The following is a 22,427-nucleotide window of genomic DNA, read 5'->3' on the forward strand; positions in this document are numbered from 1 at the left end:
ATTGAAGGGTAGCGCCTATAGTGGTACAATCCTTATTATAAAAGGATTTGTACCGCTTTTTTTGTTCTAAATTAGAGATTTGATGCTAATTTGATGTTAAAGGGGTGTTTAATATGTTTGATGCTAAGAAGTATCTCAAAGACTGTGGTCATCCATCTCTCATAATTGAAAAAGCATCCAGACAGGCAGAGTTATTTTTCATGAACTTGGAAAGGGCGACTGGTAGAGAGTTGACTGAACTTGAAAAAAGAAAATTAACTTGGCTGGCTACTGATGACTGGGAGACGGTTGGTGTATTTAATAAACTTTTTGCGGAGTTGCCGTCAAGATAGGGGGATACATATGCCAGTTTATAAGAACGAAAAGGCGAAAAACAAGAAATGGTGGTACCAGTTTTATACTGGAGAGATCAAGAACGGCATAAGAGAGAGAATCACCAAACGTGGCTTTAAGACGAAAAAAGAAGCAGAAAAGGCGATGATCGAAGCCCAAGCAGCTTTACAAAAGGGCGAGTACATTGAGCCGAGCAAAAAACTTATGCGCGACTATTTTCATGAGTGGATCAAAACTAAACACAATCTGGAGAGGGTAACTTTAGAGTTATATCATTCCTACATGCGCCATCACATCATACCTGAACTTGGTAATATTCCACTTGGCAAACTCTCAGCCCACGATATCGAGATGTTCCTAGATGCCTTGCACAAAAAGGGACTGGCAGCCTCTACAGTGAAGCGTATTTTCTCTGTTGTTAACGCGGCGCTAAATGCAGCTGAAACAAAAGACCTAGTCACAAAGAATGCAGCCGACAAGGTCGAGAAGCCACAGGTCTCAAGCCGGAGACAGCTGGTTGTGTGGGAACCTGCATTTGTGAGTGAGTTTCTTGAAAAGACTAGGTATGCCAGCCGTTACTGGATAGCAGTTTACCTTGCTGTTATGACCGGAATGAGGCAGGGAGAGATCTTGGGCCTACGGTGGTCTGATATCGACTTTGAAAAGCGTATCATTACCATTCAGCAGACAGTGAATCGGCACAGGGAGATCAAGCCAGGCGCAAAGACAAAGAAGAGTATCCGATCGGTTGCATTGTCTCCTGAAACGATTGAGGTATTAAAAGATCACCGTCAGTTCATCCTGCAGGAAAGAGTTGCACTCGGTCCTGCTTATGAAAACAACGATTTGGTAGTCTGCACCAAATTCGGCGGACCAGTTACACAGCGGGCCATCCAAAAGGTCTGGACCAGCTTTCTCAAAAAGACAGGAGCACCGAAGATTACGTTCCACGATTTGCGGCACACACATGCCAGTCTGTTAATCAAGCAGGGCGTTCATATCAAGGTTATTTCCGAACGCCTTGGTCATTCCTCCGTATCGATCACTATGGACACATACGGTCATCTCATGCCAAACATGCAAGAGGATGCAGCTGCTGGTCTTGACTCCATAATTAAAACAACAGCTACTAATAAATAACCATAGATGCCTAGGAAATTAATAGAATAACTCAAAGAAGCAACACAGAACGAGACGCTTTTTCCGGTGTATAGTTATAGCATGGAAATCAAATCAAAGCCGCCTACGGGCGGTTTTTTCGATGGCGATTTCCTTTTGAAGGGACTGCGCATTCGTGGGCCTATCGGATTTACGGAGGTGCGCCGGGAAATAGGAACGCCTGCTTGACGAAGCCGTGTTCCTCCGGGACTCCGATATTAACCCATGTACCAATTTGTACATTGGAACTCCGGCTTCCTAATGGGTTGCCGGTTTTGAAGCTTTCGCGCGGTTGAAGTAGGTGTCGCGAGCCGGATATCGCTGTTGTTGCCCCGGTGATGGGAACGAATCGCAAAACCGCGTAAGGGAATCCGCCAGTGGATAGCGGGGCGGGCTTGGGTACAGTTTGTGGGTTGCAGGTGCCTCCCGAATCAGCGCATGACGGGCCTGGTGAGTGCCAGATACCTGCTGCGCTTATATGGGGACTCCGTTATGGGACGACGGACAAGCCGGGAGTTGGGGAACGCGTGAGACCGGCATATAGACATGATGCATAAAGTCAATTGACAGCCACTCGGATAACCGGGTGGTTTTTCTATATGGAGGGATCTGAATGAACTGGATTATCAAGCTTACTCTCTGGCTGGCGCCATACGGTAGACCGCAGCCACGGAACCGCCAAGAGCGTAGACATGGCCGGTCAACCTGAGAAGTAGCGAACAGGGAATTTTTTATTCGAGGGTAGGCCGCCGCGCTCCTCGGTCCCTGCTCAGTACCTCTCATAATCGAACACGCCAATCCTCCCTAAAGTGCTATCGCGTCCACGACAAGCAGGGGCAAATGCTTGAACGTTGCACCACTCCTATGGCCCGTGACCACAGCGGTTAAGGATTGTCTCGTGGGCGCAAAGATCGGCCGCGTCAGTAAGTGTCGATCAAACAACGCGAACCGCAGGCCGCGGGTCCTTCCAGGGGTCCAAAAAGCCTGCGGGTGCGCGTGACCCCGAAAATCATCTAGGTATAAAATTTTTTCAATGGGATTTTCTTTCCAAAAGGTGAGGCTATGAAAACAAAAACGGACATCTCCGATCTTATCGTCAGTACCGATACCTTGGCCACTTTGTTGGGATTCACAAGACAGCGAATTAACCAGCTTGCCAAAGAGGGCATTTTGGAAAAACAAGCTGCCGGGCGCTATCCGCTCATGAAAAATGTGCAACGGTACATTGAGTATCTACGGACAGGTGTAAAAGACAAAGGTGATGGCGACGAAGAGGCGCAGGCAAAATACTGGGAAGAAAAAGCGCTCCACGAAAAGGCGAAACGGGAAACAGCGGAGTTAAAGCTTGGCCAACTGAAAAATCAGCTGCATGATGCGGCAGATGTGGAGCTGGTTATGACCAACATGCTGGCGACATTCCGTAGCCGGATTCTATCCATACCTGAAAAAGTTTCGCCAAAGGTTCTCGGCGTGAAAAATCTGTCCGAGATTAGCGATGCAATCAATACAGAGGTGTTGGAGGCACTCGCAGAATTGAGTGAGTATGACCCAGGGATGTTTGCAGGAGTGGGTGTAGATGAAACAGAAGACGGTCAACCTATTCCGGAAGATCTTGAAATCGGTGGCTCCACCGCCGAAATTGACGATCAGTGAATGGGCGGATCGGTATCGTAAGCTTTCAAGGGAGACTTCCGCTGATCCGGGCCAATGGCGAACAGAAAGAGCGCCGTATCAGCGGGAAATCATGGATAGCGTTACGGATCCACGCATCGAAAAAGTGGTCGTCATGTCGTCCTCGCAGGTGGGGAAATCAGAAATCATCAACAATGTGATCGGCTATTACATCGACGTTGACCCCGGGCCAATGTTGATGGTTCAGCCGAGGATCGAAGACGCTGAGGATTATTCGAAGCGCCGGATCGCTCCGATGATTCGAGATACTGAGGTGCTGGCTGAAAAAGTTGCCGATTCAAAAACCAGGGATTTGAACAATACGATTCTTATGAAAGTGTTCCCTGGCGGATTTTTGGCAATTGGCGGTGCAAACAGCCCTGCCGGTTTGGCCAGTCGACCTATCCGAATTCTGTTGTGTGACGAGGTAGACCGTTTTCCGGATAGTGCCGGTAGCGAAGGAGACCCGATCAAACTGGCAGAAAAGCGGACAATCACGTTCTGGAATCGGAAAAAGGTCTTTGTTTCCACGCCTACGATAAAAGGCGCGTCACGAATTGAACAAGAATATGAGATGGGGACTCAGGAAAAGTGGAGCGTTGAGTGCCCGAACTGCGGCAATTACCACGCAATTGTCCTACGGGATATCCGGTTCGATCATGAAATCCACGAGGCAGGAAATCGCAAGATATATCAGGTTCATGATATTTTTTGGCGCTGCCCATCCTGTCTTGAGCAGTTTGACGAATTTACAATGAAACGCCAACCTGCGAAATGGATTGCAGATAATCCAATCGCGCGCGAAAACGGCGTCCGCAGCTTTTGGCTGAATGCCTTTGTCGCACAATGGGTGTCCTGGAAGGAAATTATTCAGGAATTTTTGGAAGCGAAAGACGATCCGGAAAAATTCAAGGTGTTTTACAACACTACGCTTGGCGAGTCGTGGGAAGACCGCGGCGAGCAAATGGAGGAAGACACGCTGCTCAATCGGCGCGAGTCGTATCCAGCCGATCTTCCGGATGGCGTGCTGCTTCTCACGGCCGGGGTAGATACCCAGGACGATCGGCTGGAGTATGAGATCGTAGGATGGGGGAAGGATCACGAGAGTTGGGGTATTGAATACGGGGTGATTATCGGGAAACCGGATAATCCCCGAACGATGCAGCAGCTCGATGACGTGCTGAATCGAGTGTTTCGGTTCGCGGATGGAAAAGGATTGAAAGTTGCGTGTACCTGCATCGACTCTGGCGGCCACTATACGTCCGACATTTACAAGTACACCAAGCGGAATGAACAGCGCAGAATCTTGGCGGTTAAAGGGCAGGGCGGTCCCGGCATTCCGCTGATTCACAGGTATTCCCGGAACAACAAGGAGAAAGCACTGCTTGTGATTCTTGGCGTTGACGACGGCAAAAGCAGCATTTACTCCGCTTTAAAGGTTCAGGAACCAGGCCCAAAATATTGCCATTTTCCAAACGATGATAGCCGCGGCTATGATCGTTTTTATTTTCAAGGGCTCCTTTCTGAGAAACTGGTCCCGCGGAAGAAAAACGGGGTAACCCGATTTACGTGGGAGAAGATTTCAACCAGCGCCCGGAACGAAGCGTTGGATGCTCGCAACTATGCCATGGCGGCCAGGGAAATTTTGAATCCGAATTACGACGCGTTGGAGCGGCGACTCAAGGGAATTTCTGCTCCCGTCTCCTCAACGTCAAAGAAGAAGCCGGAAGCCAAAAAACAACTGGTGAAAAAATCAAGTATCTGGTAGGTGAGAGAAATGGGGCAAAGAGAACGAATACAAGCGCGGCTCGATATTGTCAATCAGCGCCTTGAGATGTACTACAAGGCAGAGGCGGCAATCCTGGAGGGAGCCCAATCCTACCAGTTCGGTTCTCGGCAGATTACGAGGGCTACTCTTCCAGGTGTGCAAGCTGAGATCCGGGAGCTTGAAAGGCGGAAGGCAGAACTCGAAACTGCGTTGGCATCAGGGAATTCGGATAAGCGAAAAGCGGTTCGAGTTCTGTTCCGGGACCTTTGAAAGGGGTGATGTAGCTTGTGAAATTCATCGACAAAACGATAGCCTGGTTTTCCCCATCAACAGCTTTGCGACGCGAGCATTCCCGCGCAAGGCTATCACTGCTGCAGCGATTCACGAATAGCGGCTACTCACATAACGGGGCAAGCAGGAAGAAAAAATCCATGCAAGGATGGAACAGCACTAGTCGAAGCCCCCAGGAGGATGTGGGGAAAAATCTAAACCTGCTTCGGGAGCGAAGCCGCGATCTTTATATGGGCGGCGGGCTCGCAACCAGCGCGATCAAAAAAAATCAGTCCAACGTACTGGGATCAGGTTTGGAACTGAAGTGCCAGTTGAATTATCGGATGCTTGGATTGACACCAGAGCAAGCGAAGGAGTGGGAAGAGAGGACCGAGTTTGAATTCAAGCTGTGGGCAGAATCGAAGGTGGACAACACCGGACTGAACGATTTCTACGATGCCCAGCGGATTATGTTGACCGGCTGGCTACTCAACGGCGACTCGCTTTCCGTTACGAAATACGCCGATCGACCAGAGGGTATGAATCCATACAGGCTACGTTTGCATCTGATCGAAGCTGACCGTCTGAACACGCCGACTTCCGTCTCGCCTTATTCATCTGGTGTTTTCGGCGTTACCGATTTCGCTCTGACCGAGTATATCGAGTTGCCGAACGGGGGCAAGATCCAAAACGGCGTGGAAACGGACGAAAATGGAAAGGTTGTAGCCTTCTGGATCAGCAACCGGTATCCGAATAGCCTCTTGCCAACACGCAAAACGATCGAGTGGGCACGTGTAGAAGCCTACAACCCGATAAGCGGATTACCAAATGTCCTCTTCGTCATGGACCAGGAAAGAGCTGAACAGTATCGCGGTGTTCCCTACCTGTCCCCCGTGATTGAGCAGCTGAAGCAAATCAGCCGGTACACGGAAGCGGAAATTGTAGCTGCCATTATCAACAGCTTCTTCACGGCGTTCATCACGACAGGAGGGAACAAAAATGACCTCCCGTTTGGCGATTCAATTTCCGAGGAAGATCAGCTCAACCTAACCCCGGAGGAGAGGCTCGCAAGCTATGAAATGGGACCGGGTACGATGAATGTTTTGGGGCCAGGGGAAAGCGTTACGTTTGGCGATCCTAAGCACCCTATTTCCGGATTCGAGACTTTCACGAAAGCGATGGCTCAACTTGTAGGCGCAGCACTTGATATACCATACGAGATGCTTCTCGGCGTGTTCAATTCCAGTTATTCGGCAAGTAGAGCGGCGTTGCTGCAAGCCTGGCGTCCTTTCCGTGACCGGCGCGATTGGTTTGCCCATGATTTCTGTCAGCCGGTCTATGAAACATGGTTGTTTGAGGCTGTGGCTACCGGGCGGATTCAGGCACCCGGTTTTTTCGCTGATCCAATAAGACGAAAACTTTGGAGTCAGGCCATTTGGATCGGGCCATCGCCAGGACAAATCGACCCAACGAAAGAAGTTCAAGCTGCTGTTTTGCGAATCAACAACGGATTCAGCACACACGAACGCGAGACTGCGGAACTGACAGGAATGGATTGGGATACGAACATCGAAGTCCTGAAACGGGAACGGGAGGCTTTACAAGGATTGCCACAGTCAGCGACAAAACCATCGAACGAAGGAGGTGAGAACAAAAATGGCGCCCAAGCTTAAATTTTGGAATCTGGTAAACACTGACAGTGAAAACGCCGACCTGTATGTATACGGGACAATTACGAACGGCGATGGGTGGATTTACGAGTGGTTCGGAATGGAAGCGACTGATCAAGTCGAATTTATCCGGGAACTCAATGCCCTCGGTACAAAGAAAAACATCAACGTGTACATCAACAGCGATGGCGGCGATGTGTATGCAGCACACACGATTCACAATGTGCTGAAGCGTAACCCAGCAAACATCACCGTGTATATTGACGGAATCGCGGCGTCTGCGGCATCGATCATTGCGATGGCTGGCGATGTGGTGAAGATGCCAGTCAATTCAACACTCATGATTCACGACCCGCTGATTGGTATTAGCGGGTATTTTAATGCGCAGGACTTGGCCGGTATGAAGGATGTACTGGACCAAGTGAAAAATGGGATCGTTGCTGCTTATGCGGCTAAATCCGACCTTCCCGAGAAAGAAATCGCAAAGATGATGAGCAAAGAAACGTACTTGACGGCCAAGGAAGCTGTAGAAAAGGGCTTTGCAGATGAGGTTCTGTACGACAAACAAATCGAAGTCGTAAACGCTGGCAAGTACGTAATTGTCAACTCACTCAGCTTTGAGATGGATAGGCTGAAAGGAAATCCGATGCTGAAAATTAACCCAGAAAGGATGGAACCCATGGGAGAACAATTTCAAAACCCAATTGTAACCAACGCGGTGCAGACACCTGTTGCACAAACACCCCCTGCAGTAGCAACCACATCGACACAAGTACCTACTCCTGCACCTGCACAAGCGGCAGCTCCGACGGCAAACACAACGATTGACTTTGCGGCCCAGGAGCGCGCGCGACTGAAAGCAATCGATGAAATCGCGGCCAACATCGATCCAGAGCTGGTGAACGAGGCCAAATATGGAGAGAACCCGATGACAGCTGAGCAACTTGCTTTCCGCGCCATGAAAGAAGGCAAAATGCTCAATACCGGTCTGTTTGAAGCTGCAGTACAGGCCAACAAAACAGCGGGAACAGAAGGCGTGCAGGCCCAAGCACAGCCGCAAGGGACTGAAAAGGAATATGATTTGAACAACATCAAGGACGTAAACGCCATCTTCGCCCAAATTGCAGCAAGCTCGCACATGGGCCGACTGTAAAAGTGAAAAGGAGGTAACAAACCATGCCTGATTTTGGAACTGTAGAAAATCGCACGTTGTTTGCCGGGACAGAGATCCCTGCCATGACTTCTTCCGTTACTGTTCTTGCAGGTCAGGGCGTCCTGAAGACCGGCTCCATCCTTGGGAAGGTAACTGCCGATGGAAAGTACAAGCTGGTGAATAAAGCTTCCGCAGATGGTAGTCAAGTCGCGTCCGTGGTCCTTGCGGAAGATCTCGATACCACGGGTGCTGATCAGGTGGCTGTCGTTTATACGTCTGGCCTGTTTAACGCCGATTCACTGAGTGTGGCTGCTGGCGATACCGTTGAGGCCCACAAAGAAGAGCTGCGGGATGGGAATATCTACATCAAAACGGACTATTAAGAAAGGGTGATTAAGCCATGAAAATCAGACAAAGCGCCATTCAAAACCGAATTTTCCGTCCGCAAAACGTCGCGGCAGTAACCGGCGGAAATGTCAACATCTATGAACCACAAACGATGCAGCCTGCATTCGAAAAGCGGATGCCGGTCACCACGTTTCTCCGAAACACCTTTTTCCCAGGGTTTTCAACCTTCCCTACGGAAACTGTACTGATGGACTTTTACAAAAACCGCCAAAAGATCGCCCCTTTTGTTGCAGAAGGATCCAAGCCTGTGAATATCCGTCGCGAAGGATACGAGACAAAAGTGTACAAACCACCGTACATCGCGCTTTCTGCACCATACGATACAAAGCTGCTGCAAGGCCGTTTGCCTGGTGAGCAGGTGTTTGGCGGTATGACGCCAGAGGAGCGAGCGGTGGCGTTGATGCAGCGGGACTACCAAGAGCTGGATGACATGATCGTGCGCCGAGAGGAAGCGATGTTTGCCGATCTTCTCCAAAACGGGACCGTCACCATCACCGGGTACGTCGACGACAGCGCAACGCAGGTGCGAACCGAAACCATTGACTATGGCTTCGACAACGTGCTCAACCTCACGGGTGCAGACCAGTGGAGCGATGCCTCGTCTGATAAGTACGAAGATCTATACAACGCCGTGTCGAAGGTTCGGCAGGCGGGGTACAACCCGACGATTGTTATCCTGGGCGAAGGTGCATGGAATAACCTGCGGAAAGACAGCAACTTCATGGACAAGTACATGGATCTGCGATATGCCCAATTCGGCATGATCAATCCGCAACTGAGCCTTCGCAACGGGAACGGTTTTGCATACATTGGCCGACTGTCTGAGCTCGGGGTTGATTTGTACCAATACATCGCATGGTACTATGACGAGACAACCCAATCCCTCAAACCGTACATCGAACCAAACAAGGTGATCGTTGGTGCGACGAACCTTGGCGAGGTACTCTACGGTGCCACGACAATGATTCCGGAGGATTCGATCGATTACGTTACAGTTGAAGGACCGCGCGCCACAAAAGTAACCGTCGACCGAAACACAGATACGAAATCGCTGATCGTGAAGTCCCGCCCGATCCCGAAACCATTTGACGTGAGTGCATGGGCCGTGATCAATACCGTGACAGGATAAGGAGGGATCCGGCCATGAGATATGAAGTGAAAAAAGGGACGGTAAAGCATAAAGGAGTCTTTTATCCGAAAGGCTCCTTTTTTGATGCCGAAAAACACGAGGTTAAAGGGTTGATCGCCACAGGTGCGCTCGCCCCTGTACAATTTGAACCACTAGACAGCAGCGGGGGAGCGGGGGAAAGAGATGCAATTTCGACTCCCCAGACTGACATGACGATTGAAGAACTTAAAAAGTTTCTGGAGGATGCAGGATTTGAGGAAGTGGAAAGAGTCCTCGAAGCTGAACTTGCAAAACCGGAACCGAGGAAAACGGCGGTTAAGCTGCTGAATGATTGGCTTGAAAATGCGGATGCGCAGCCGCCAACCTTGGATGCTGACGATGTGATCGTCGAATGAATTTCAAAGATTATGTCGCACAAGACACTCGACTGGTGTTCTTCAATCCAGATGAATTTGGTGAGATCCACCATGTTGGCGGCAGGGACATCTGCATTGTGATCGACCATGAAGAGCTTACGAGACGCAAGGCAAATACGACCAACCCGGACGATGGCATCCACGATGCTGAAATTCTGTTTTACGCGAAGCGTGAAGACTTCGCCGGCCGGCCGGCCATCGATGGCTTCCTGACTATGGACGGAAAGCAATACCGTGTTACGTCCGTCCAGGAAGATGATTTTTCATACACCATAGCATTGGCGGCGACTCGATCATGATTACGATCGATGCAAGCAAGCTGAAGGAAGTAGAGGATCGGCTTGGCCAGTATCGGAAAAAGGCTCCTGTGGTGCTTTACCGGGCGATTAACCGAGCTGCTTCTAACTTGAAAACCAATGCTGCCAAAGAAGTACGGAGCACCTACGTTATCAAAGCCGGTGAGATAAAAAGCACGATGACGATCAGCCGTGCTACCAGCAAACGCATCGCAGCTGCTGTCGTTTCACGCGGCAATGCACTGGGTCTGGAGAAGTTTAGCATCCGCCCGGCGCAGCCGCGGCCCGGAAAACCACCGAAAAGCCTGAAGGTTCAGGTCAGAAAAGACAAGAGCATGAAGGACTTGCTCAGCGCTTTCGTTGCAAATGTTCAGGGAAATCGGGTATTTGAACGTGCAAAGGGAAGGACCAAGCGCCGGAAACGAAGCGACGGGCAGTGGACAGAGCTGCCGATCACACGTCTTTTTGGCCCACCTGTTCCGATCATGCTGGAAAATGAGGGCGTCCGAAGCAGGTTGGAAGCCGAGGCGGCAAAAGTGTTTGAGAAGCGGCTTGAGCATGAAATCAAGCGCGTTTTGGAGGGGAACGGATGAGCACGCCATATTTGCTGCAGGTGGCCTTGGTCGAAGAGATCAAGGCTCTTTTTGCGGATACACGGTTCAAAAATACCAAAGGCGAGGAAGTGGCGATGAATGTCTACTCGCAATTTGTCCCGGGGAAACGATCCGATCAAGAAGATGATCCCTTTCCGTATGCTATCGTTCGCGTGCAGGAGGGCAATTTATCCGCCTTGACGGAGCCGGAAACGTGCAATGTGCTCATTTTCTTTGGATTTTGGGATGATTCGCTCGACTTCCAGGGATACAAGGATGTGCTGAATGCCATTACCCGCCTGAAAATACACCTGTTTGCCAAAAAGATCATTGATAAACGCTACCGAATCAGCTACCCGTTTGATTGGGCGATCGATGAGGACGGGAAGAATCACCCTTACTATTTCGGCGGTATGCAAACCACATGGGAGCTGCCGCAAGTCCAACAGGAGGTGCATTTCTTTGACTAGGAAACAAACAGCAGTTGCAAATTTGACGGCTGAAACAACGGAAACCGCGGAACCGGTTGAACTGGCTGCGGAACCGACACAGAAAGCGGTGGAAGAGGACACGCTGGAATCTGCACCGGAAAAAAAGCCGAAAAAGAATCAACTGATTTACATCGGTCCCAACCTGCCGGGTGGTTCCCTGGCACAACATACGGTCTTTCGGGACGGGATCCCGAAGCATCTTGATGAGGTAAGGAAGAAATATCCGCAAGTCGATACGCTGATCGTCCCGATTGCGCAGCTGTTGGAGGCACAAGTCGAACTGCGGCGCAAGGGAACGGCAGTACAGCAAGCATATCAGGCGTTGAGCAGAAAGGAGTAGACACATGGATATTAATCATGGCGTATCGGGCAGCGAGGTCGCCACTTCGCTGCTTACCCCAGTAGAGGCTACCGCGAGCTTGCCTGTCGTAATCGGCACAGCCCCGGTCAATCTGTCGACGAAAGATGCATTGCCGGTCAATGTCCCGGTTCTCTGCTATTCTTTTGCGGAAGCGGAAGCCTACTTTGGGTATTCGGACGATTTCGGTAAGTACACCTTGTGTGAAGTGATGGACTCACATTTCCGCTTGTTCAATCTGGCACCTGTCGTGCTGATCAACGTACTGGATCCCGCCGTCCATAAAACGACGGTTCCTCCTGCGGCCGTGAATGTGACGCAAGGAATCGCTACCGTGGAAGTGCAGGGAATCCTGCTTGACAGCGTTGAGGTTCAATCAACAGCGGAACCAAGCGTTACTTATACGCGAGATACCGATTACACGCTTTCCTTCAACGATGACGGACATCTGGTGGTGGCCGTGAAAGCAGGCGGGGCGATTGGCAGCGCGACATCTGTACTGGTCGGTTACGATAAGCTGGACCCGTCAGCGGTAGACAGCACGGAGATCATTGGTGGCGTGGACAGCAACGGGAGATTGACCGGCCTGGAATCGATCAAAGAGGTATTCCCGCGATTCGGCCTTGTGCCCGGATTAATTCTTGCTCCCGGCTACTCTCAAGATCCATCGGTAGCAGCCGTAATGACTGCCAAAGCAAGCAACATCAACGGCGTATTCAATGCATTGGCCCTGACAGACCTGCCCACGGATACTGTGAAACAGTATGCGGATGCGCCGGCCTGGAAAAACAGCAACAACTACACGGATTCACGACAAGTTCCTCTGTGGCCAATGGTGGCCATGAGCGGGAAAAAGTATCATTTCTCGACGCAATTGGCCGGAGCAATCGGGGCAACAGATGCGGCAAATGGCGGTATTCCATATGCCTCACCATCAAACAAAGCGTTGAAGGCGAACGCCGCGGTGCTTACAGACGGAACGGAAGTGTTCCTGGGTCTGGAGGAGGCGAACTACCTCAACAATCAAGGCATTGCGACCGCGCTTAATTTTATCGGCGGATGGAAAACGTGGGGGAACTTCACCGGGGCTTTCCCTGCAGTCACAGACCCGAAAGACAGCCTGATTCCCGTTCGTCGCATGTTCGACTTTGTCATCAACTCCTTGATTCTGACCTACTGGAGTAAGGTCGATGACCCAACCAACAAACGGTTGATCGAAACGGTATCGGACGGCGTGAACATTTGGCTTAACGGCCTAACCTCTTCCGGCTATTTGTTGGGTGGACGAGTTGAGTTTCGCCGGGAGGACAACCCTGACACCGAATTGATGGCAGGGCGCATCAAATTCCGCGTGTTCTTGACGCCGCCTTCGCCAGCACAAAGCATCAGCTTTATCTTGGAGTACGACACATCTTATCTGGCTGCCCTTGCAGCGTAAGGAGGGTAACACATGTCAGAACAAATCTCGGCGATTCTGAATGACTTCAACGCGTACCTTAATGGAACTGATTATCTGGGCGTGGCCGATGTTGACCTGCCTGACCTGGAGTCACTGACAGAAACCATTAGCGGTGCTGGTATTGCCGGTGAAATCGATAGCCCGATTCTGGGACACTTTGCTTCCATGGCGGTAACGATTAACTGGCGCGTCCTGGAAAAGGCAAATTTCAGACTGGCACGGCAGGAAGTCCACCATATTGACTTCCGCGGTTCCATTCAGCGGATCAATAAAAAAACAGGGACTTACGACCAGGTTCCAGTTAAGGTTACCCTTCGCGGAATTCCTAAAAACACGCCACTTGGTAGCTTTGCAAAAGGGTCAACCATGGACAACTCGAACGAGTTGGAAGTGGTGTATCTCAAAATTTTGCATGACGGCGAAACGGTGGTCGAAATCGACAAATTTAACTATGTATGCGTGATCGACGGCGTGGATTATCTCGCCAAAGTACGCTCAAATCTTGGAATGTAGGAGGAAAGATCATGCCAAATGAAAAGCAAGAAGTTGCAGAGGAAACAAAAATGGATGTAGCCACAGCCGTGGTTGAGCCGGACCATTCAAACGTCTATCGGCTGTCTACACCGATTCAGTTCGATGGCAATACCATTACAGAGCTTGATTTGCGGTTCGAAGACTTGACTGGGAAAGACCTAATTCTTTGCGCAAAACAAGCGAGAAGGATTGATCCGCAAGAAGTTCACCCGGGCAGAGCATTGTCGTTATCGTATCAGATCGCGGTCGCGGCAAAGGCTGCAGGCGTAACGCCTGAGCTGTTCGACCAGTTGAAAGCGGATGATTTCACGGTCATTACCCAGATGGCCGAGAATTTTTTATTGCGACGGGGATAGAAGGTAATATTGGAAAGGGCCTCCGAGTTATTGCGGTGGCCCTTTCTTCTTCTATGCCCCATTCAAGTCCTCACGATTGGCTCAACGAAACATTGTCTGATTTAAGGGAATGGGTAGAAGCCAACGAGGAAGTTGAGCAGAAACGCGAACAACAGCGCCAGAAGCTGAAAGCACAAAATCCGGGACATCGTCACACCAGAAAGAAAGCTCGAAGACGAAAGGGGAGAAGGTAGTTGGCAAAAGAATACAAAACCACCTTTTCATTCGGGGGAGAGCTAAACCCGACGTTTTCGAGTGCGGTGGAAAAAGCGCGTGACGGAATCAAAGGCCTGGAAAAAGAGGCCGGGAAAGCAGAAGGCGTCTTCGGGCAACTGACCAAGTCCGTCGGTGGGTTCGGGAAGATTGTCTCCAGAGTTGCGCAATACACCGGGGCATTCGCGCTGGTAACGGGCGTCACCGACGCCATTGGCAACATGACCAGTTCTATCGTGGGCTTTCAGGACTCGATGGCTCAGCTGCAGGCTTCGACCGGGGCAAGCGTGCAGGACATGCAGGCGCTCGCGGAATCCGCAAAAAACCTGTATAACCAGAATCTCGGGGAAGACTGGAACGATGTCGCCAATTCTTTGAGCCTGGTAAAACAGGTAACACAGCAGACAGGGGCAGAGTTGGAGAGCACCACGAAAAACGCGATGGTGTACCGCGATGTGTTCGGCGAAGACATTCAGCAGTCGATCAAAGCCACCGACACGATGATGAAAAACTTCGGGATCACCAGCGACCAGGCGTACAATCTGCTGGCCCAAGGGGCCCAAAAGGGCTTGAACAAGTCGGATGAGTTGCTTGACACTGCGAATGAATACTCCCCCTACTTTAGCGCACTCGGTTTTACCGCCAATCAAATGTTTGATACCTTCAGCGCAGGTCTGGAATCCGGCGCTTTTAATTTGGATAAAGTTGGGGATGCGGTAAAAGAGTTCAATATCCGGGTGAAAGATGACTCGAAAAGCACCAATGAAGCCTTTGCTGCACTTGGCTTTAATGCCAGTGAGATGGCGCAGACATTCGCCAGGGGAGGACCGGCAGCGCAGAAGGCATTCACCCAGGTGGTCGATGCCATTTCCAAGGTCCAGGACCCGGTACAAAAGAACGTACTCGGAGTGAAATTATTCGGTACCCAGTTTGAAGACCTGGAAAAAGACGTGATTGCCGCAATGGGCAGCGCTCGCAGCCAGTTTGACATGACGAAAAACACCATGGATGAGATCACCAATGTCAAATACAGCACAGCAACCAAAGCGATTCAGGGAATCGGCCGACAGATCATGACCGGGATCATCATGCCAATCGGTGATTTGGCTCTGCCCGCGCTTCAAAGCTTTAGTGATTGGCTTGGAGATTCGATCCCCAAAGTGACCGGATTTTTCAGTAACATTGGCCAAACCGTGGGCCCATTCGTCTCCGATGCTTACGAAAACATCCTTTGGCTCTTTGAGAACGGATTCGACGGCGAAATGAAAGGCGTCACCGTTAATTACGCCAAAATGTTCGGGATGAGTGATGCGGATGCGGAGCAGCTTGCAGAAAGCGTTGGAAGTGTATTCGCCAGCCTGGCGGACATAAAAGACGACTTCATAAGCGGCTGGAAAAACGTCATGCCAAGCATCCAGAATGTCTTCGAGTCTATACAAAAGATCGTCTTGCAAATGGTGCCCATCTTTCAGAGGGTGGGGGTTGGTTTTTGGGAAGTATCAACCCGGATCACCAAAGCACTCATACCGGTTGGCGCGTTTATCCAAGCAAAACTGTGGCCCGTCGTATCCAAAGTCTTCGGGTTTCTTGCGAATGATGTCGCTCCTGCCGTCTCGCGTGCCGTTTCTTCCATGGTTCCAACGATCGTCAGTGTGGCCGGAAAGATCGGGGATACGATATCTGCCATGTTCAACGTAGTCAAGCCGGTTATTGACGGGATCGTGGGCACGTTCAATTTTGCGTTTCCGTTCATCAAGGCAATCGTCATCAGTGCCATTGACAGCGTGTCCGGTGTATTCAACGGCCTTATGACAACGCTCGGAGGGGTCCTGGATTTTATCACGGGTGTCTTTACGGGTGATTGGGGAAAGGCGTGGACGGGCGTGAAAGAGATTTTTGGAGGCGTGTTTGATGGACTGGCCGCTTTGGTAAAGGCCCCAATCAACGCGGTCATATCGCTGATCAACCAGGCGTTTCAATCAATCGGCGGGATCAGTTTTGACGTTCCCGATTGGGTGCCAGGCATAGGGGGAGAGAAGCTGAGTTTCAGCTTTCCGGAAATCCCGATGCTTGAAACGGGTGGTATCGCAACCGGCCCCACATTGGCGATGATTGGGGAAGGTGCGGAGGAAGAAGCGATTCTTCCTCTCTCCAAATTGGAAAGTCTTCTCGGATACGGTTCGATTGCACCTCAAACAGGTGGAGGCGGCAGTGGTGACATCTATTTGGAATACTCGCCTAAGATAACGCTTGAAGGCGGCGGAGGTTCTGATATTCAGGATCTCATTAATCAAGCACTGGACCTGAGTCTGCGAAAGCTGGAACAAATGCTGAGGGAATTGAAACGTGAGCAGCAAAGGAGGTCCTTTGCATGAACACCTATATAACCGTGCAAGGAGATACCTGGGATGGTATCTCCTTTAAACTTTTCGGCACCGATAAGCATATGCCACGGTTGATCGTTGCCAATCCGGCGTATGCCGACACCGTGATTTTCTCGGCTGACGTTGTACTCACGATCCCAACGCTTTCGGCGGACACCTCTTCCACGCTGCCTCCGTGGAGACAGGAGGGATAGCATGGACATGATCGACGCGCGTCGCGCGGAGTTGAGTATTTTCTACAACGGACATGACGTGTCTATCGATCTGGCCGCCTCTCTCCTTGACTTCTCCTACACCGACGCTGCCCCCGGCGAGTCTGATGATATTCAGATTACGTTAGAGGATCGGGAAAACAAATGGAAGAGTCCAGAGTGGATGCCCGTACAGGGAGACAGTATCCAAGCAGAAATCAGGACGATTGGTTGGGAGAAGCCGGGGGAAATCAAACGGCTGCCGTTGGGGAGTTTTGAAGTCGATTCCGTCGGATTAAGCGGCCCGCCGGACACGGTGACCATTAAGGCGACAAGTCTGCCGGTAAAGGGAACGGCCAGACAGGAGAAAAGGACGAAAGCGTGGGAAAAGGTCACGCTTGAATCGATTGCTGCGGAGATCGCCAAAAGAGCAGGATTGAAACTGACCTATCTCGCCCCGGTTAACCCAACGTATGAGCGGGTCGACCAGACCGAACAAGAAGATCTGGCTTTTCTGTATAGCCAGGCAAAAGAAGAAGGGATCGCTGTTAAAGTCGCATCTGGCCAGCTGGTCCTGTTCGATGAGTTTGAATTTGAAAAAGGGGAACCTGTTGCTACCTTCACTCGCGGCAAGGACAACATCCTCTCGTACAAGTTTGACTGGAGTGCTTCCTACGCGGCATACGTCGCATGCGAAGTGAGTTACACCCAAGCGAAAAAGAAAAAGACGATCAAAGTCAAGTACGTGCCCCCAGGCGCACCGGCTGTGGGTCCGGTGTTAAAGATCAACGAACAGGCGGATAACGAAGCGGAAGCCCTGCGGAAGGCGCGGAAGATACTGCGCGATAAGAACAAAGAGTTGTCGCTTGCCTCACTGTCCCTGATGGGAGATACCAGACTTGCCGCAGGAGTGACAATCCTGGTATCCGGATTCGGAACCTTCGACGGCAAATACCTTATCGTGAGCGCCAGCCACAACATCGGCAGCGGTGGCTACACAACGAGCATTACAATGCGGAAAGTATTGGGGTGGTAAAGGCATGAGTGTGTTGAAAAATATGCTGCGCGTCGGCATTGTATCCTCGGTAAATCCAGCAAACGCGACGGTCAGGGTGTTCTTCCCAGATCGAGACAACTTGGTTTCCAATGAGCTGCCTATAATCTTCCCACACACGCTGAAAACCAGGCATTACAGCCTGCCGGAAGTAGGCGAGAGTGTCGTCTGCCTCTTTCAAGGAAACGGAATACAGGATGGCTACTGTCTTGGGGCGATCTACTCGGAGATTGACTTGCCGCCGGTGCAGGATAAGAACCTGTCGGGGGTATGGTTCGAGGACGGTAGCCATGTCTATTATGACCGCGAGAAGAAGAAGCTGCATGTCAAAGCAGTCAGCGATGTCTATATCGATGGCAACCTGCATGTAACAGGTCAAATATTTACGGGTGAGTCATCATGATCAATCTTGGAAGCCTTGGCCCCGTCGTTTTTGTTGCTACTCCTAAAACCTTGCGAACGTTTCAAAATTTTACGCGGAGTGGTGCCAGCCGATACGCCGATCACGAAATCCTTGGAAAAAAGCCAAAGACACAGTGGGTCGGTCCGGGCCTGGATACCATTTCTTTTTCAATGGTGTTCGATGCTATGTATGGTCTGAATCCACGCAAGGAATTGAACCAACTGGTGGAGATTGAGCGGGCGGGAAAGGCAATGCCTTTAACCGTCGGGGGAGTAGGGATCGGCGTCTATATGTGGGTGATTACCTCGCTGGAGCAGACTTGGGACGTGATTGATAATCAAGGCTATGTGTTGAAAGCTAAGGCGAATATCTCCCTAAAGGAGTATGTAAAATGACCGAATACACGGTGGAAATCTCATCAAATAGTACTTGGGTAAACTTTGCGCCTGCCACGCAGCTGGAGGAAGTAAAGCAAAACATAAAAACGATTGCGACGACGGCTCTTGGATCGGCTCCGGGATCCAGAACGATCGGTGTGGAATGGGAATTGGTAGATGAACCCATCAACATTACCAAAGCGAGAATTACGGGGGTGTTGATGGCGGCCATTGCCGAGCAGGAACCGCGAGCTCAAATCACCCGAATCGATTTTCAGGAGCAAGACGCCGCGGCAGGCATGTATGGTCGGTTGGTACCCATCATTCGCTTTATCCTGGTGGCAGAGGGGGCAACTTAATGTCAGATTTAACGAGTTTGCCGGACATTCAATTCATCAATGTGGACGCTGAAAAGACCACGAATGAGATCATCACCATCTACGAGGCGCTGGCAGAACGCAGTTTGTACCCAGGAGATCCGATTCGGCTGTTTCTTACGGCACTGGCCCAAATCATCATCCAGCAGCGCGTGCTGATCAACCAAACGGCGCTGAAAAACCTTTTACGGTACGCAAGTGGCAACATTCTTGATCACATCGGTGCGTTTTACAAAGTCCCGCGACTTGAAGCACAGGCAGCGCGGACGACCCAGCAATTTGTTCTCTCCGCGGCACTGTCTTCCGCGACATTGATACCAGCAGGAACGAGGGTGGGACCGGCAGGCGGGAACGGGCTGTTTTTTGAGACAGCTGAGCCGTTGGAGATCCCTGCCGGTTCCCTTACAGGTACCGTCGAGGCGATCTGCACAACAGCCGGGGTAATTGGGAATGGCTTTCTTCCGGGGCAAATAAACGCGTTAATCGATCCGATTCCTTTCGTTCAAACCGTCAGCAATTTGACCGCAACCTCCGGCGGAGCGGATCGCGAAACGGACGATTCCTACCGCGAGCGCATCCATAATGCTCCGGAGTCGTTTAGTGTTGCGGGACCAGACGGTGCATATCGCTTTCTGGCGGCATCCGCCAGCCAGCTAATTGTAGACGTATCCGTCACCAGTCCAAAGCCAGGAGAGGTAAAGATCATCCCACTTCTGGCGGGAGGCGAATTGCCCACGCAGGAGATATTGGACGCCGTGTACGAAAAATGTTCTGCCTCTGACAAACGCCCGTTGACCGATCTGGTAACGGTCGTCGCGCCGACAGTCCAGAAGTATGATGTGTCTCTGACCTACTGGATCAGCGTCTCGCGTGCAGCGGAGGCAGCAGCCATTCAGACGTCCGTGAACGAAGCGGTACAAGCCTATATCCTTTGGCAGAAGTCAGCGCTTGGCAGAGACATCAATCCATCCGAGTTGACGCGGCTTCTGATGCAAGCCGGGGCGCATCATGTGTCTGTGGTGTCGCCGGTGCACACGGATGTAGGATTTGACCGGGTCGCTGTGGCTGAGACCGTTACGGTGACATATGGAGGTCTGACAAATGGTTAATGCAACGCAAATCAGGCTATCGAATCTCCTTACGCCCAACTTGCTGGCGGACGAAAACATCCGGAATGCCGCGTCAAGTATTGATGCGGAACTGCAGGCCATTGCTTCGGCAGCCGAGCGATTGCCTTTTCTGGCCAACCTGGACAGTTTGGACGAGCAATGGCTTGACGAGTTGCTTTGGCAGTTCCACGCCGAGGGAATCGAATTTGCGGAAACTCCAGAGGAAAAGCGTGAATTAATCCGCAACTCTATCGAAATACACCGAACAAAAGGCACCCGATACGCCCTGGAAAGGATCCTAGAAATTCTCTCAATGGAGGGTGTAATCGAGGAGTGGTGGGAATTTGATGGCGATCCCTTTACCTTCCGCATTGACGTAAACATAAAGTCAGACCGGGTGATCACAGATGAGAAGCTGAATCTGCTTGAGAAGCTGGTGAATGGGTTCAAAAACACGCGATCACACCTGACGAAAATTGGTAGTAACCTGACAACGAAAGGGACAATTGAATATTCGCTGGCGGGTGAAGCGCTGGTTTTGGAAAGCCTGCCAAGATACTGCGGAGCGTTTTACGCTGGAGGTGACAATTGCTTATGCTAACGGACTACGCCATGGAGCGACAAACAAACGCCCTGGACACGCTATTCAACAGCGCAGAGATCGAGATCAACGGCACTGTGAAGCCAATGGAGCTGCTGAAGGTGAGAAACAATTCAAGCAGCATCACCTTTCTAATCCGTGTCCCGGAGGCTGAAACAGGGATGATTACAAAACGGATAATCCGGGACAGGGAGGGTGTTGTCGTGTGGCAAGACAGCGTGAACGTCACCAAAGGGAATAGGGAGATGGCTTTGACCATTCCCATCGAGCTGAAATGGAAGGCAGGTGAATCGAAGTGACCTATGTAAAGCAACAGCACATCAACCGCCTGGTGGATCGCCCGAATACGTATGTGTTGAGTGAAAATGGGGACGGCACGGTGCAGATCGTCCCGGCTTGGAATGTGATCGCCGGTACGCCCGTTGATGATGTTCGATTGAACCACATGGAGGACGGAATTGAAGGCGCCCACCTTTTGGTTGGCCAATCCGAACGGCGCATCACCCGCCTGGAAGCCTACTTGGACATCGACAACCGCGGTGTTTCCGGCGCTCAGGCTCGTTTCGCAGACACCTACGATGGCCAGACGGATCCGGTTCTGCAGCTCGATCAAACAAAGACTTACTCTCTTGCGGAAATTGCTGTAAGCACAACTGCCGTATCGGTGCAAGTTGCTTCTGTATCCGGTCTTTCCGTTGGCCAGGAAGTGACCATCGCCTCCAGCGCTGGCGTAGAGGATCAGCAGATCACGGCTATCGATACCGTTGCCCAGACCGTTACTTTCCCGTCAATGCAATACAGTCACCCGAAAGGAGCCCTCGTTGCTCGATCAACAATGGAGCGGGACACGGAAAATCAGCGGTTCCGAATCGGTGGATGGGCAACGTATACGGTGACGATTGCGGAGGCGTAGAGGTTATGGAGAAAAAAGGAAACGGTCAAAATAACGGCCAATTTTGGGAGGTAAAACAAGTTGGTTTTACAAGGATTTTGCACTGTAGAGAGTCTTAATTGCTTGATTTCCGTACTATTCGCTCAAGGCGTTTGCTGCTCTGATTGCCCAGAGTGTATCACGGAAGATGCCTTGCGCGTAAAGAACGAAAGTGCAACTCTTATATATGACTTTGAAACGATGTTTTTGACAGTCACGACAAGTGACGGCTCGCTTACTGCAAAGGCGCTTGCTATTCTCCCGCACTTGGAGCAGCGTAATGGATGAACTGCTACTCTACAAGAAGACGGAAGTGTTGCTTTTGGACTGTTATCCCGTCATCCGTAACTTTCCAAAAGCAGAAAAGTTTGCGTTATGCCAAGAAATCAAGCAGGCGTTTTACCGGATGTTGCGCAACATCACGATAGCGAATAACGTCAAGAGTCGTCGCCGCGCTTTGCAGGAAGAGATTGATGCAGATATTAAACTTTTACTGGTGCTTTTTAACGTGGCACTTAGTCAAAAGTACCTGAGCAAAGGCAAACATTATCAGATACAAGTGAAACTCAGTGAAATCGGGCGCATCCTCGGAGGTTGGATGCGCTCTTCTTAGTGTCTTTTTAGGGTTTGGGCTGAATGGGCGCCCGCCGCGCTGTTCGCGGCTCCCTCTCGGCCCGCGCCGGTG

The 22,427-nt window shown here is 51.0% G+C and carries 28 protein-coding genes; all 28 read left to right on the plus strand.

Translation table 11 applies throughout. The annotated features are described in order from the left end of the window. Window positions 1-113: 113 nt before the first annotated feature. The 28 genes from ACI7RC_RS26595 to avd all read left to right on the plus strand — a co-directional run bounded on the left by ACI7RC_RS26595 (window position 114) and on the right by avd (window position 22,355). On the plus strand, window positions 114-332 hold the full coding sequence (locus ACI7RC_RS26595) for a hypothetical protein (protein WP_408111183.1): 219 nt from the start codon (window positions 114-116) through the stop codon (window positions 330-332). Window positions 333-342: 10 nt separating this feature from the next. After that, the gene (locus ACI7RC_RS26600; protein ID WP_408111184.1) at window positions 343-1,473 is read left to right on the plus strand and encodes a site-specific integrase; all 1,131 of its coding nucleotides are present in this window, start codon (window positions 343-345) and stop codon (window positions 1,471-1,473) included. 1,080 nt (window positions 1,474-2,553) lie between these two features. Next, window positions 2,554-3,144: a hypothetical protein gene (locus ACI7RC_RS26605; protein ID WP_408111185.1), complete on the plus strand. Its 591-nt coding sequence runs from the start codon at window positions 2,554-2,556 to the stop codon at window positions 3,142-3,144. Beyond that, the gene (locus ACI7RC_RS26610; protein WP_408111186.1) at window positions 3,068-4,930 is read left to right on the plus strand and encodes a phage terminase large subunit family protein; all 1,863 of its coding nucleotides are present in this window, start codon (window positions 3,068-3,070) and stop codon (window positions 4,928-4,930) included. Before ACI7RC_RS26605 ends, ACI7RC_RS26610 begins: the two co-directional genes overlap by 77 nt. Window positions 4,931-4,939: 9 nt before the next feature. Further along, window positions 4,940-5,200 carry a hypothetical protein gene (locus tag ACI7RC_RS26615; RefSeq protein WP_408111187.1) on the plus strand — a complete coding sequence of 87 codons (261 nt, stop codon included), beginning with the start codon at window positions 4,940-4,942 and terminating at the stop codon, window positions 5,198-5,200. Between the two features lie 17 nt (window positions 5,201-5,217). Then, window positions 5,218-6,873 (plus strand): phage portal protein, encoded by a 1,656-nt coding sequence (locus ACI7RC_RS26620; RefSeq protein WP_408111188.1) that lies wholly within the window; start codon window positions 5,218-5,220, stop codon window positions 6,871-6,873. Continuing rightward, window positions 6,857-8,023, plus strand: a complete 1,167-nt coding sequence (locus ACI7RC_RS26625) for a head maturation protease, ClpP-related (protein WP_408111189.1) — start codon at window positions 6,857-6,859, stop codon at window positions 8,021-8,023. The genes ACI7RC_RS26620 and ACI7RC_RS26625 overlap by 17 nt, the downstream gene beginning before the upstream one ends. A 23-nt stretch (window positions 8,024-8,046) precedes the next feature. Then, window positions 8,047-8,406 (plus strand): head decoration protein, encoded by a 360-nt coding sequence (locus tag ACI7RC_RS26630; RefSeq protein WP_408111190.1) that lies wholly within the window; start codon window positions 8,047-8,049, stop codon window positions 8,404-8,406. Window positions 8,407-8,423: 17 nt separating this feature from the next. Beyond that, a complete protein-coding gene (locus tag ACI7RC_RS26635) occupies window positions 8,424-9,560 on the plus strand; it encodes a major capsid protein (protein WP_408111191.1) in 1,137 nt (378 codons plus the stop codon). A gap of 14 nt (window positions 9,561-9,574) precedes the next feature. Beyond that, window positions 9,575-9,955, plus strand: a complete 381-nt coding sequence (locus tag ACI7RC_RS26640) for a hypothetical protein (RefSeq protein ID WP_408111192.1) — start codon at window positions 9,575-9,577, stop codon at window positions 9,953-9,955. Further along, window positions 9,952-10,275, plus strand: a complete 324-nt coding sequence (locus ACI7RC_RS26645; protein WP_408111193.1) for a hypothetical protein — start codon at window positions 9,952-9,954, stop codon at window positions 10,273-10,275. Before ACI7RC_RS26640 ends, ACI7RC_RS26645 begins: the two co-directional genes overlap by 4 nt. Then, window positions 10,272-10,865 carry a phage tail protein gene (locus tag ACI7RC_RS26650; protein WP_408111194.1) on the plus strand — a complete coding sequence of 198 codons (594 nt, stop codon included), beginning with the start codon at window positions 10,272-10,274 and terminating at the stop codon, window positions 10,863-10,865. The genes ACI7RC_RS26645 and ACI7RC_RS26650 overlap by 4 nt, the downstream gene beginning before the upstream one ends. Continuing rightward, a complete protein-coding gene (locus tag ACI7RC_RS26655; protein WP_408111195.1) occupies window positions 10,862-11,335 on the plus strand; it encodes a hypothetical protein in 474 nt (157 codons plus the stop codon). The genes ACI7RC_RS26650 and ACI7RC_RS26655 overlap by 4 nt, the downstream gene beginning before the upstream one ends. Beyond that, the gene (locus ACI7RC_RS26660) at window positions 11,328-11,696 is read left to right on the plus strand and encodes a hypothetical protein (protein ID WP_408111196.1); all 369 of its coding nucleotides are present in this window, start codon (window positions 11,328-11,330) and stop codon (window positions 11,694-11,696) included. Before ACI7RC_RS26655 ends, ACI7RC_RS26660 begins: the two co-directional genes overlap by 8 nt. Window positions 11,697-11,700: 4 nt before the next feature. Then, window positions 11,701-13,152 carry a phage tail sheath family protein gene (locus tag ACI7RC_RS26665; protein ID WP_408111197.1) on the plus strand — a complete coding sequence of 484 codons (1,452 nt, stop codon included), beginning with the start codon at window positions 11,701-11,703 and terminating at the stop codon, window positions 13,150-13,152. 12 nt (window positions 13,153-13,164) lie between these two features. Next, window positions 13,165-13,686: a phage major tail tube protein gene (locus ACI7RC_RS26670; RefSeq protein ID WP_408111198.1), complete on the plus strand. Its 522-nt coding sequence runs from the start codon at window positions 13,165-13,167 to the stop codon at window positions 13,684-13,686. Window positions 13,687-13,697: 11 nt separating this feature from the next. Further along, window positions 13,698-14,063: a phage tail assembly protein gene (locus ACI7RC_RS26675; protein ID WP_408111199.1), complete on the plus strand. Its 366-nt coding sequence runs from the start codon at window positions 13,698-13,700 to the stop codon at window positions 14,061-14,063. A gap of 233 nt (window positions 14,064-14,296) precedes the next feature. After that, window positions 14,297-16,690: a phage tail tape measure protein gene (locus ACI7RC_RS26680; protein ID WP_408111200.1), complete on the plus strand. Its 2,394-nt coding sequence runs from the start codon at window positions 14,297-14,299 to the stop codon at window positions 16,688-16,690. Next, entirely contained in the window at window positions 16,687-16,893 is a 207-nt protein-coding gene (locus ACI7RC_RS26685) for a tail protein X (RefSeq protein WP_408111201.1), read from the plus strand. The genes ACI7RC_RS26680 and ACI7RC_RS26685 overlap by 4 nt, the downstream gene beginning before the upstream one ends. A gap of 1 nt (window position 16,894) precedes the next feature. Continuing rightward, window positions 16,895-17,926 (plus strand): phage late control D family protein, encoded by a 1,032-nt coding sequence (locus tag ACI7RC_RS26690; RefSeq protein ID WP_408111202.1) that lies wholly within the window; start codon window positions 16,895-16,897, stop codon window positions 17,924-17,926. A gap of 4 nt (window positions 17,927-17,930) precedes the next feature. Then, window positions 17,931-18,347, plus strand: a complete 417-nt coding sequence (locus ACI7RC_RS26695; RefSeq protein ID WP_408111203.1) for a phage baseplate assembly protein V — start codon at window positions 17,931-17,933, stop codon at window positions 18,345-18,347. Then, window positions 18,344-18,742 carry a phage tail protein gene (locus ACI7RC_RS26700; protein WP_408111204.1) on the plus strand — a complete coding sequence of 133 codons (399 nt, stop codon included), beginning with the start codon at window positions 18,344-18,346 and terminating at the stop codon, window positions 18,740-18,742. Before ACI7RC_RS26695 ends, ACI7RC_RS26700 begins: the two co-directional genes overlap by 4 nt. After that, window positions 18,739-19,083: a lysozyme gene (locus tag ACI7RC_RS26705; RefSeq protein WP_408111205.1), complete on the plus strand. Its 345-nt coding sequence runs from the start codon at window positions 18,739-18,741 to the stop codon at window positions 19,081-19,083. The genes ACI7RC_RS26700 and ACI7RC_RS26705 overlap by 4 nt, the downstream gene beginning before the upstream one ends. Next, window positions 19,083-20,210, plus strand: a complete 1,128-nt coding sequence (locus ACI7RC_RS26710; RefSeq protein ID WP_408111206.1) for a baseplate assembly protein — start codon at window positions 19,083-19,085, stop codon at window positions 20,208-20,210. The genes ACI7RC_RS26705 and ACI7RC_RS26710 overlap by 1 nt, the downstream gene beginning before the upstream one ends. Continuing rightward, a complete protein-coding gene (locus ACI7RC_RS26715; protein WP_408111207.1) occupies window positions 20,203-20,811 on the plus strand; it encodes a phage tail protein I in 609 nt (202 codons plus the stop codon). Before ACI7RC_RS26710 ends, ACI7RC_RS26715 begins: the two co-directional genes overlap by 8 nt. Next, window positions 20,805-21,110: a hypothetical protein gene (locus ACI7RC_RS26720; protein ID WP_408111210.1), complete on the plus strand. Its 306-nt coding sequence runs from the start codon at window positions 20,805-20,807 to the stop codon at window positions 21,108-21,110. The genes ACI7RC_RS26715 and ACI7RC_RS26720 overlap by 7 nt, the downstream gene beginning before the upstream one ends. After that, window positions 21,107-21,724: an integrase gene (locus ACI7RC_RS26725; protein ID WP_408111208.1), complete on the plus strand. Its 618-nt coding sequence runs from the start codon at window positions 21,107-21,109 to the stop codon at window positions 21,722-21,724. The genes ACI7RC_RS26720 and ACI7RC_RS26725 overlap by 4 nt, the downstream gene beginning before the upstream one ends. A gap of 298 nt (window positions 21,725-22,022) precedes the next feature. Continuing rightward, complete coding sequence (gene avd / locus ACI7RC_RS26730; protein ID WP_408111209.1) at window positions 22,023-22,355, plus strand: diversity-generating retroelement protein Avd; 333 nt, start codon at window positions 22,023-22,025, stop codon at window positions 22,353-22,355. Window positions 22,356-22,427 lie beyond the last annotated feature (72 nt).

This window comes from Brevibacillus sp. B_LB10_24 (assembly GCF_046036945.1).
In the GTDB taxonomy this organism is placed as follows: domain Bacteria; phylum Bacillota; class Bacilli; order Brevibacillales; family Brevibacillaceae; genus Brevibacillus_C.

What these genes read in the sequence shown, in the direction of transcription:
- ACI7RC_RS26650 (WP_408111194.1), top strand. Translation starts at nt 10,272, where the DNA reads ATGATTACGATCGATGCAAGCAAGCTGAAGGAAGTAGAGGATCGGCTT.
- ACI7RC_RS26600 (WP_408111184.1), top strand. Translation starts at nt 343, where the DNA reads ATGCCAGTTTATAAGAACGAAAAGGCGAAAAACAAGAAATGGTGGTAC.
- ACI7RC_RS26700 (WP_408111204.1), top strand. Translation starts at nt 18,344, where the DNA reads ATGATCAATCTTGGAAGCCTTGGCCCCGTCGTTTTTGTTGCTACTCCT.
- ACI7RC_RS26655 (WP_408111195.1), top strand. Translation starts at nt 10,862, where the DNA reads ATGAGCACGCCATATTTGCTGCAGGTGGCCTTGGTCGAAGAGATCAAG.
- ACI7RC_RS26630 (WP_408111190.1), top strand. Translation starts at nt 8,047, where the DNA reads ATGCCTGATTTTGGAACTGTAGAAAATCGCACGTTGTTTGCCGGGACA.
- ACI7RC_RS26710 (WP_408111206.1), top strand. Translation starts at nt 19,083, where the DNA reads ATGTCAGATTTAACGAGTTTGCCGGACATTCAATTCATCAATGTGGAC.
- ACI7RC_RS26665 (WP_408111197.1), top strand. Translation starts at nt 11,701, where the DNA reads ATGGATATTAATCATGGCGTATCGGGCAGCGAGGTCGCCACTTCGCTG.
- ACI7RC_RS26595 (WP_408111183.1), top strand. Translation starts at nt 114, where the DNA reads ATGTTTGATGCTAAGAAGTATCTCAAAGACTGTGGTCATCCATCTCTC.
- ACI7RC_RS26610 (WP_408111186.1), top strand. Translation starts at nt 3,068, where the DNA reads ATGAAACAGAAGACGGTCAACCTATTCCGGAAGATCTTGAAATCGGTG.
- ACI7RC_RS26640 (WP_408111192.1), top strand. Translation starts at nt 9,575, where the DNA reads ATGAGATATGAAGTGAAAAAAGGGACGGTAAAGCATAAAGGAGTCTTT.
- ACI7RC_RS26720 (WP_408111210.1), top strand. Translation starts at nt 20,805, where the DNA reads ATGCTAACGGACTACGCCATGGAGCGACAAACAAACGCCCTGGACACG.
- ACI7RC_RS26715 (WP_408111207.1), top strand. Translation starts at nt 20,203, where the DNA reads ATGGTTAATGCAACGCAAATCAGGCTATCGAATCTCCTTACGCCCAAC.
- ACI7RC_RS26695 (WP_408111203.1), top strand. Translation starts at nt 17,931, where the DNA reads ATGAGTGTGTTGAAAAATATGCTGCGCGTCGGCATTGTATCCTCGGTA.
- ACI7RC_RS26625 (WP_408111189.1), top strand. Translation starts at nt 6,857, where the DNA reads ATGGCGCCCAAGCTTAAATTTTGGAATCTGGTAAACACTGACAGTGAA.
- avd (WP_408111209.1), top strand. Translation starts at nt 22,023, where the DNA reads ATGGATGAACTGCTACTCTACAAGAAGACGGAAGTGTTGCTTTTGGAC.
- ACI7RC_RS26705 (WP_408111205.1), top strand. Translation starts at nt 18,739, where the DNA reads ATGACCGAATACACGGTGGAAATCTCATCAAATAGTACTTGGGTAAAC.
- ACI7RC_RS26675 (WP_408111199.1), top strand. Translation starts at nt 13,698, where the DNA reads ATGCCAAATGAAAAGCAAGAAGTTGCAGAGGAAACAAAAATGGATGTA.
- ACI7RC_RS26690 (WP_408111202.1), top strand. Translation starts at nt 16,895, where the DNA reads ATGGACATGATCGACGCGCGTCGCGCGGAGTTGAGTATTTTCTACAAC.
- ACI7RC_RS26635 (WP_408111191.1), top strand. Translation starts at nt 8,424, where the DNA reads ATGAAAATCAGACAAAGCGCCATTCAAAACCGAATTTTCCGTCCGCAA.
- ACI7RC_RS26605 (WP_408111185.1), top strand. Translation starts at nt 2,554, where the DNA reads ATGAAAACAAAAACGGACATCTCCGATCTTATCGTCAGTACCGATACC.
- ACI7RC_RS26615 (WP_408111187.1), top strand. Translation starts at nt 4,940, where the DNA reads ATGGGGCAAAGAGAACGAATACAAGCGCGGCTCGATATTGTCAATCAG.
- ACI7RC_RS26685 (WP_408111201.1), top strand. Translation starts at nt 16,687, where the DNA reads ATGAACACCTATATAACCGTGCAAGGAGATACCTGGGATGGTATCTCC.
- ACI7RC_RS26645 (WP_408111193.1), top strand. Translation starts at nt 9,952, where the DNA reads ATGAATTTCAAAGATTATGTCGCACAAGACACTCGACTGGTGTTCTTC.
- ACI7RC_RS26670 (WP_408111198.1), top strand. Translation starts at nt 13,165, where the DNA reads ATGTCAGAACAAATCTCGGCGATTCTGAATGACTTCAACGCGTACCTT.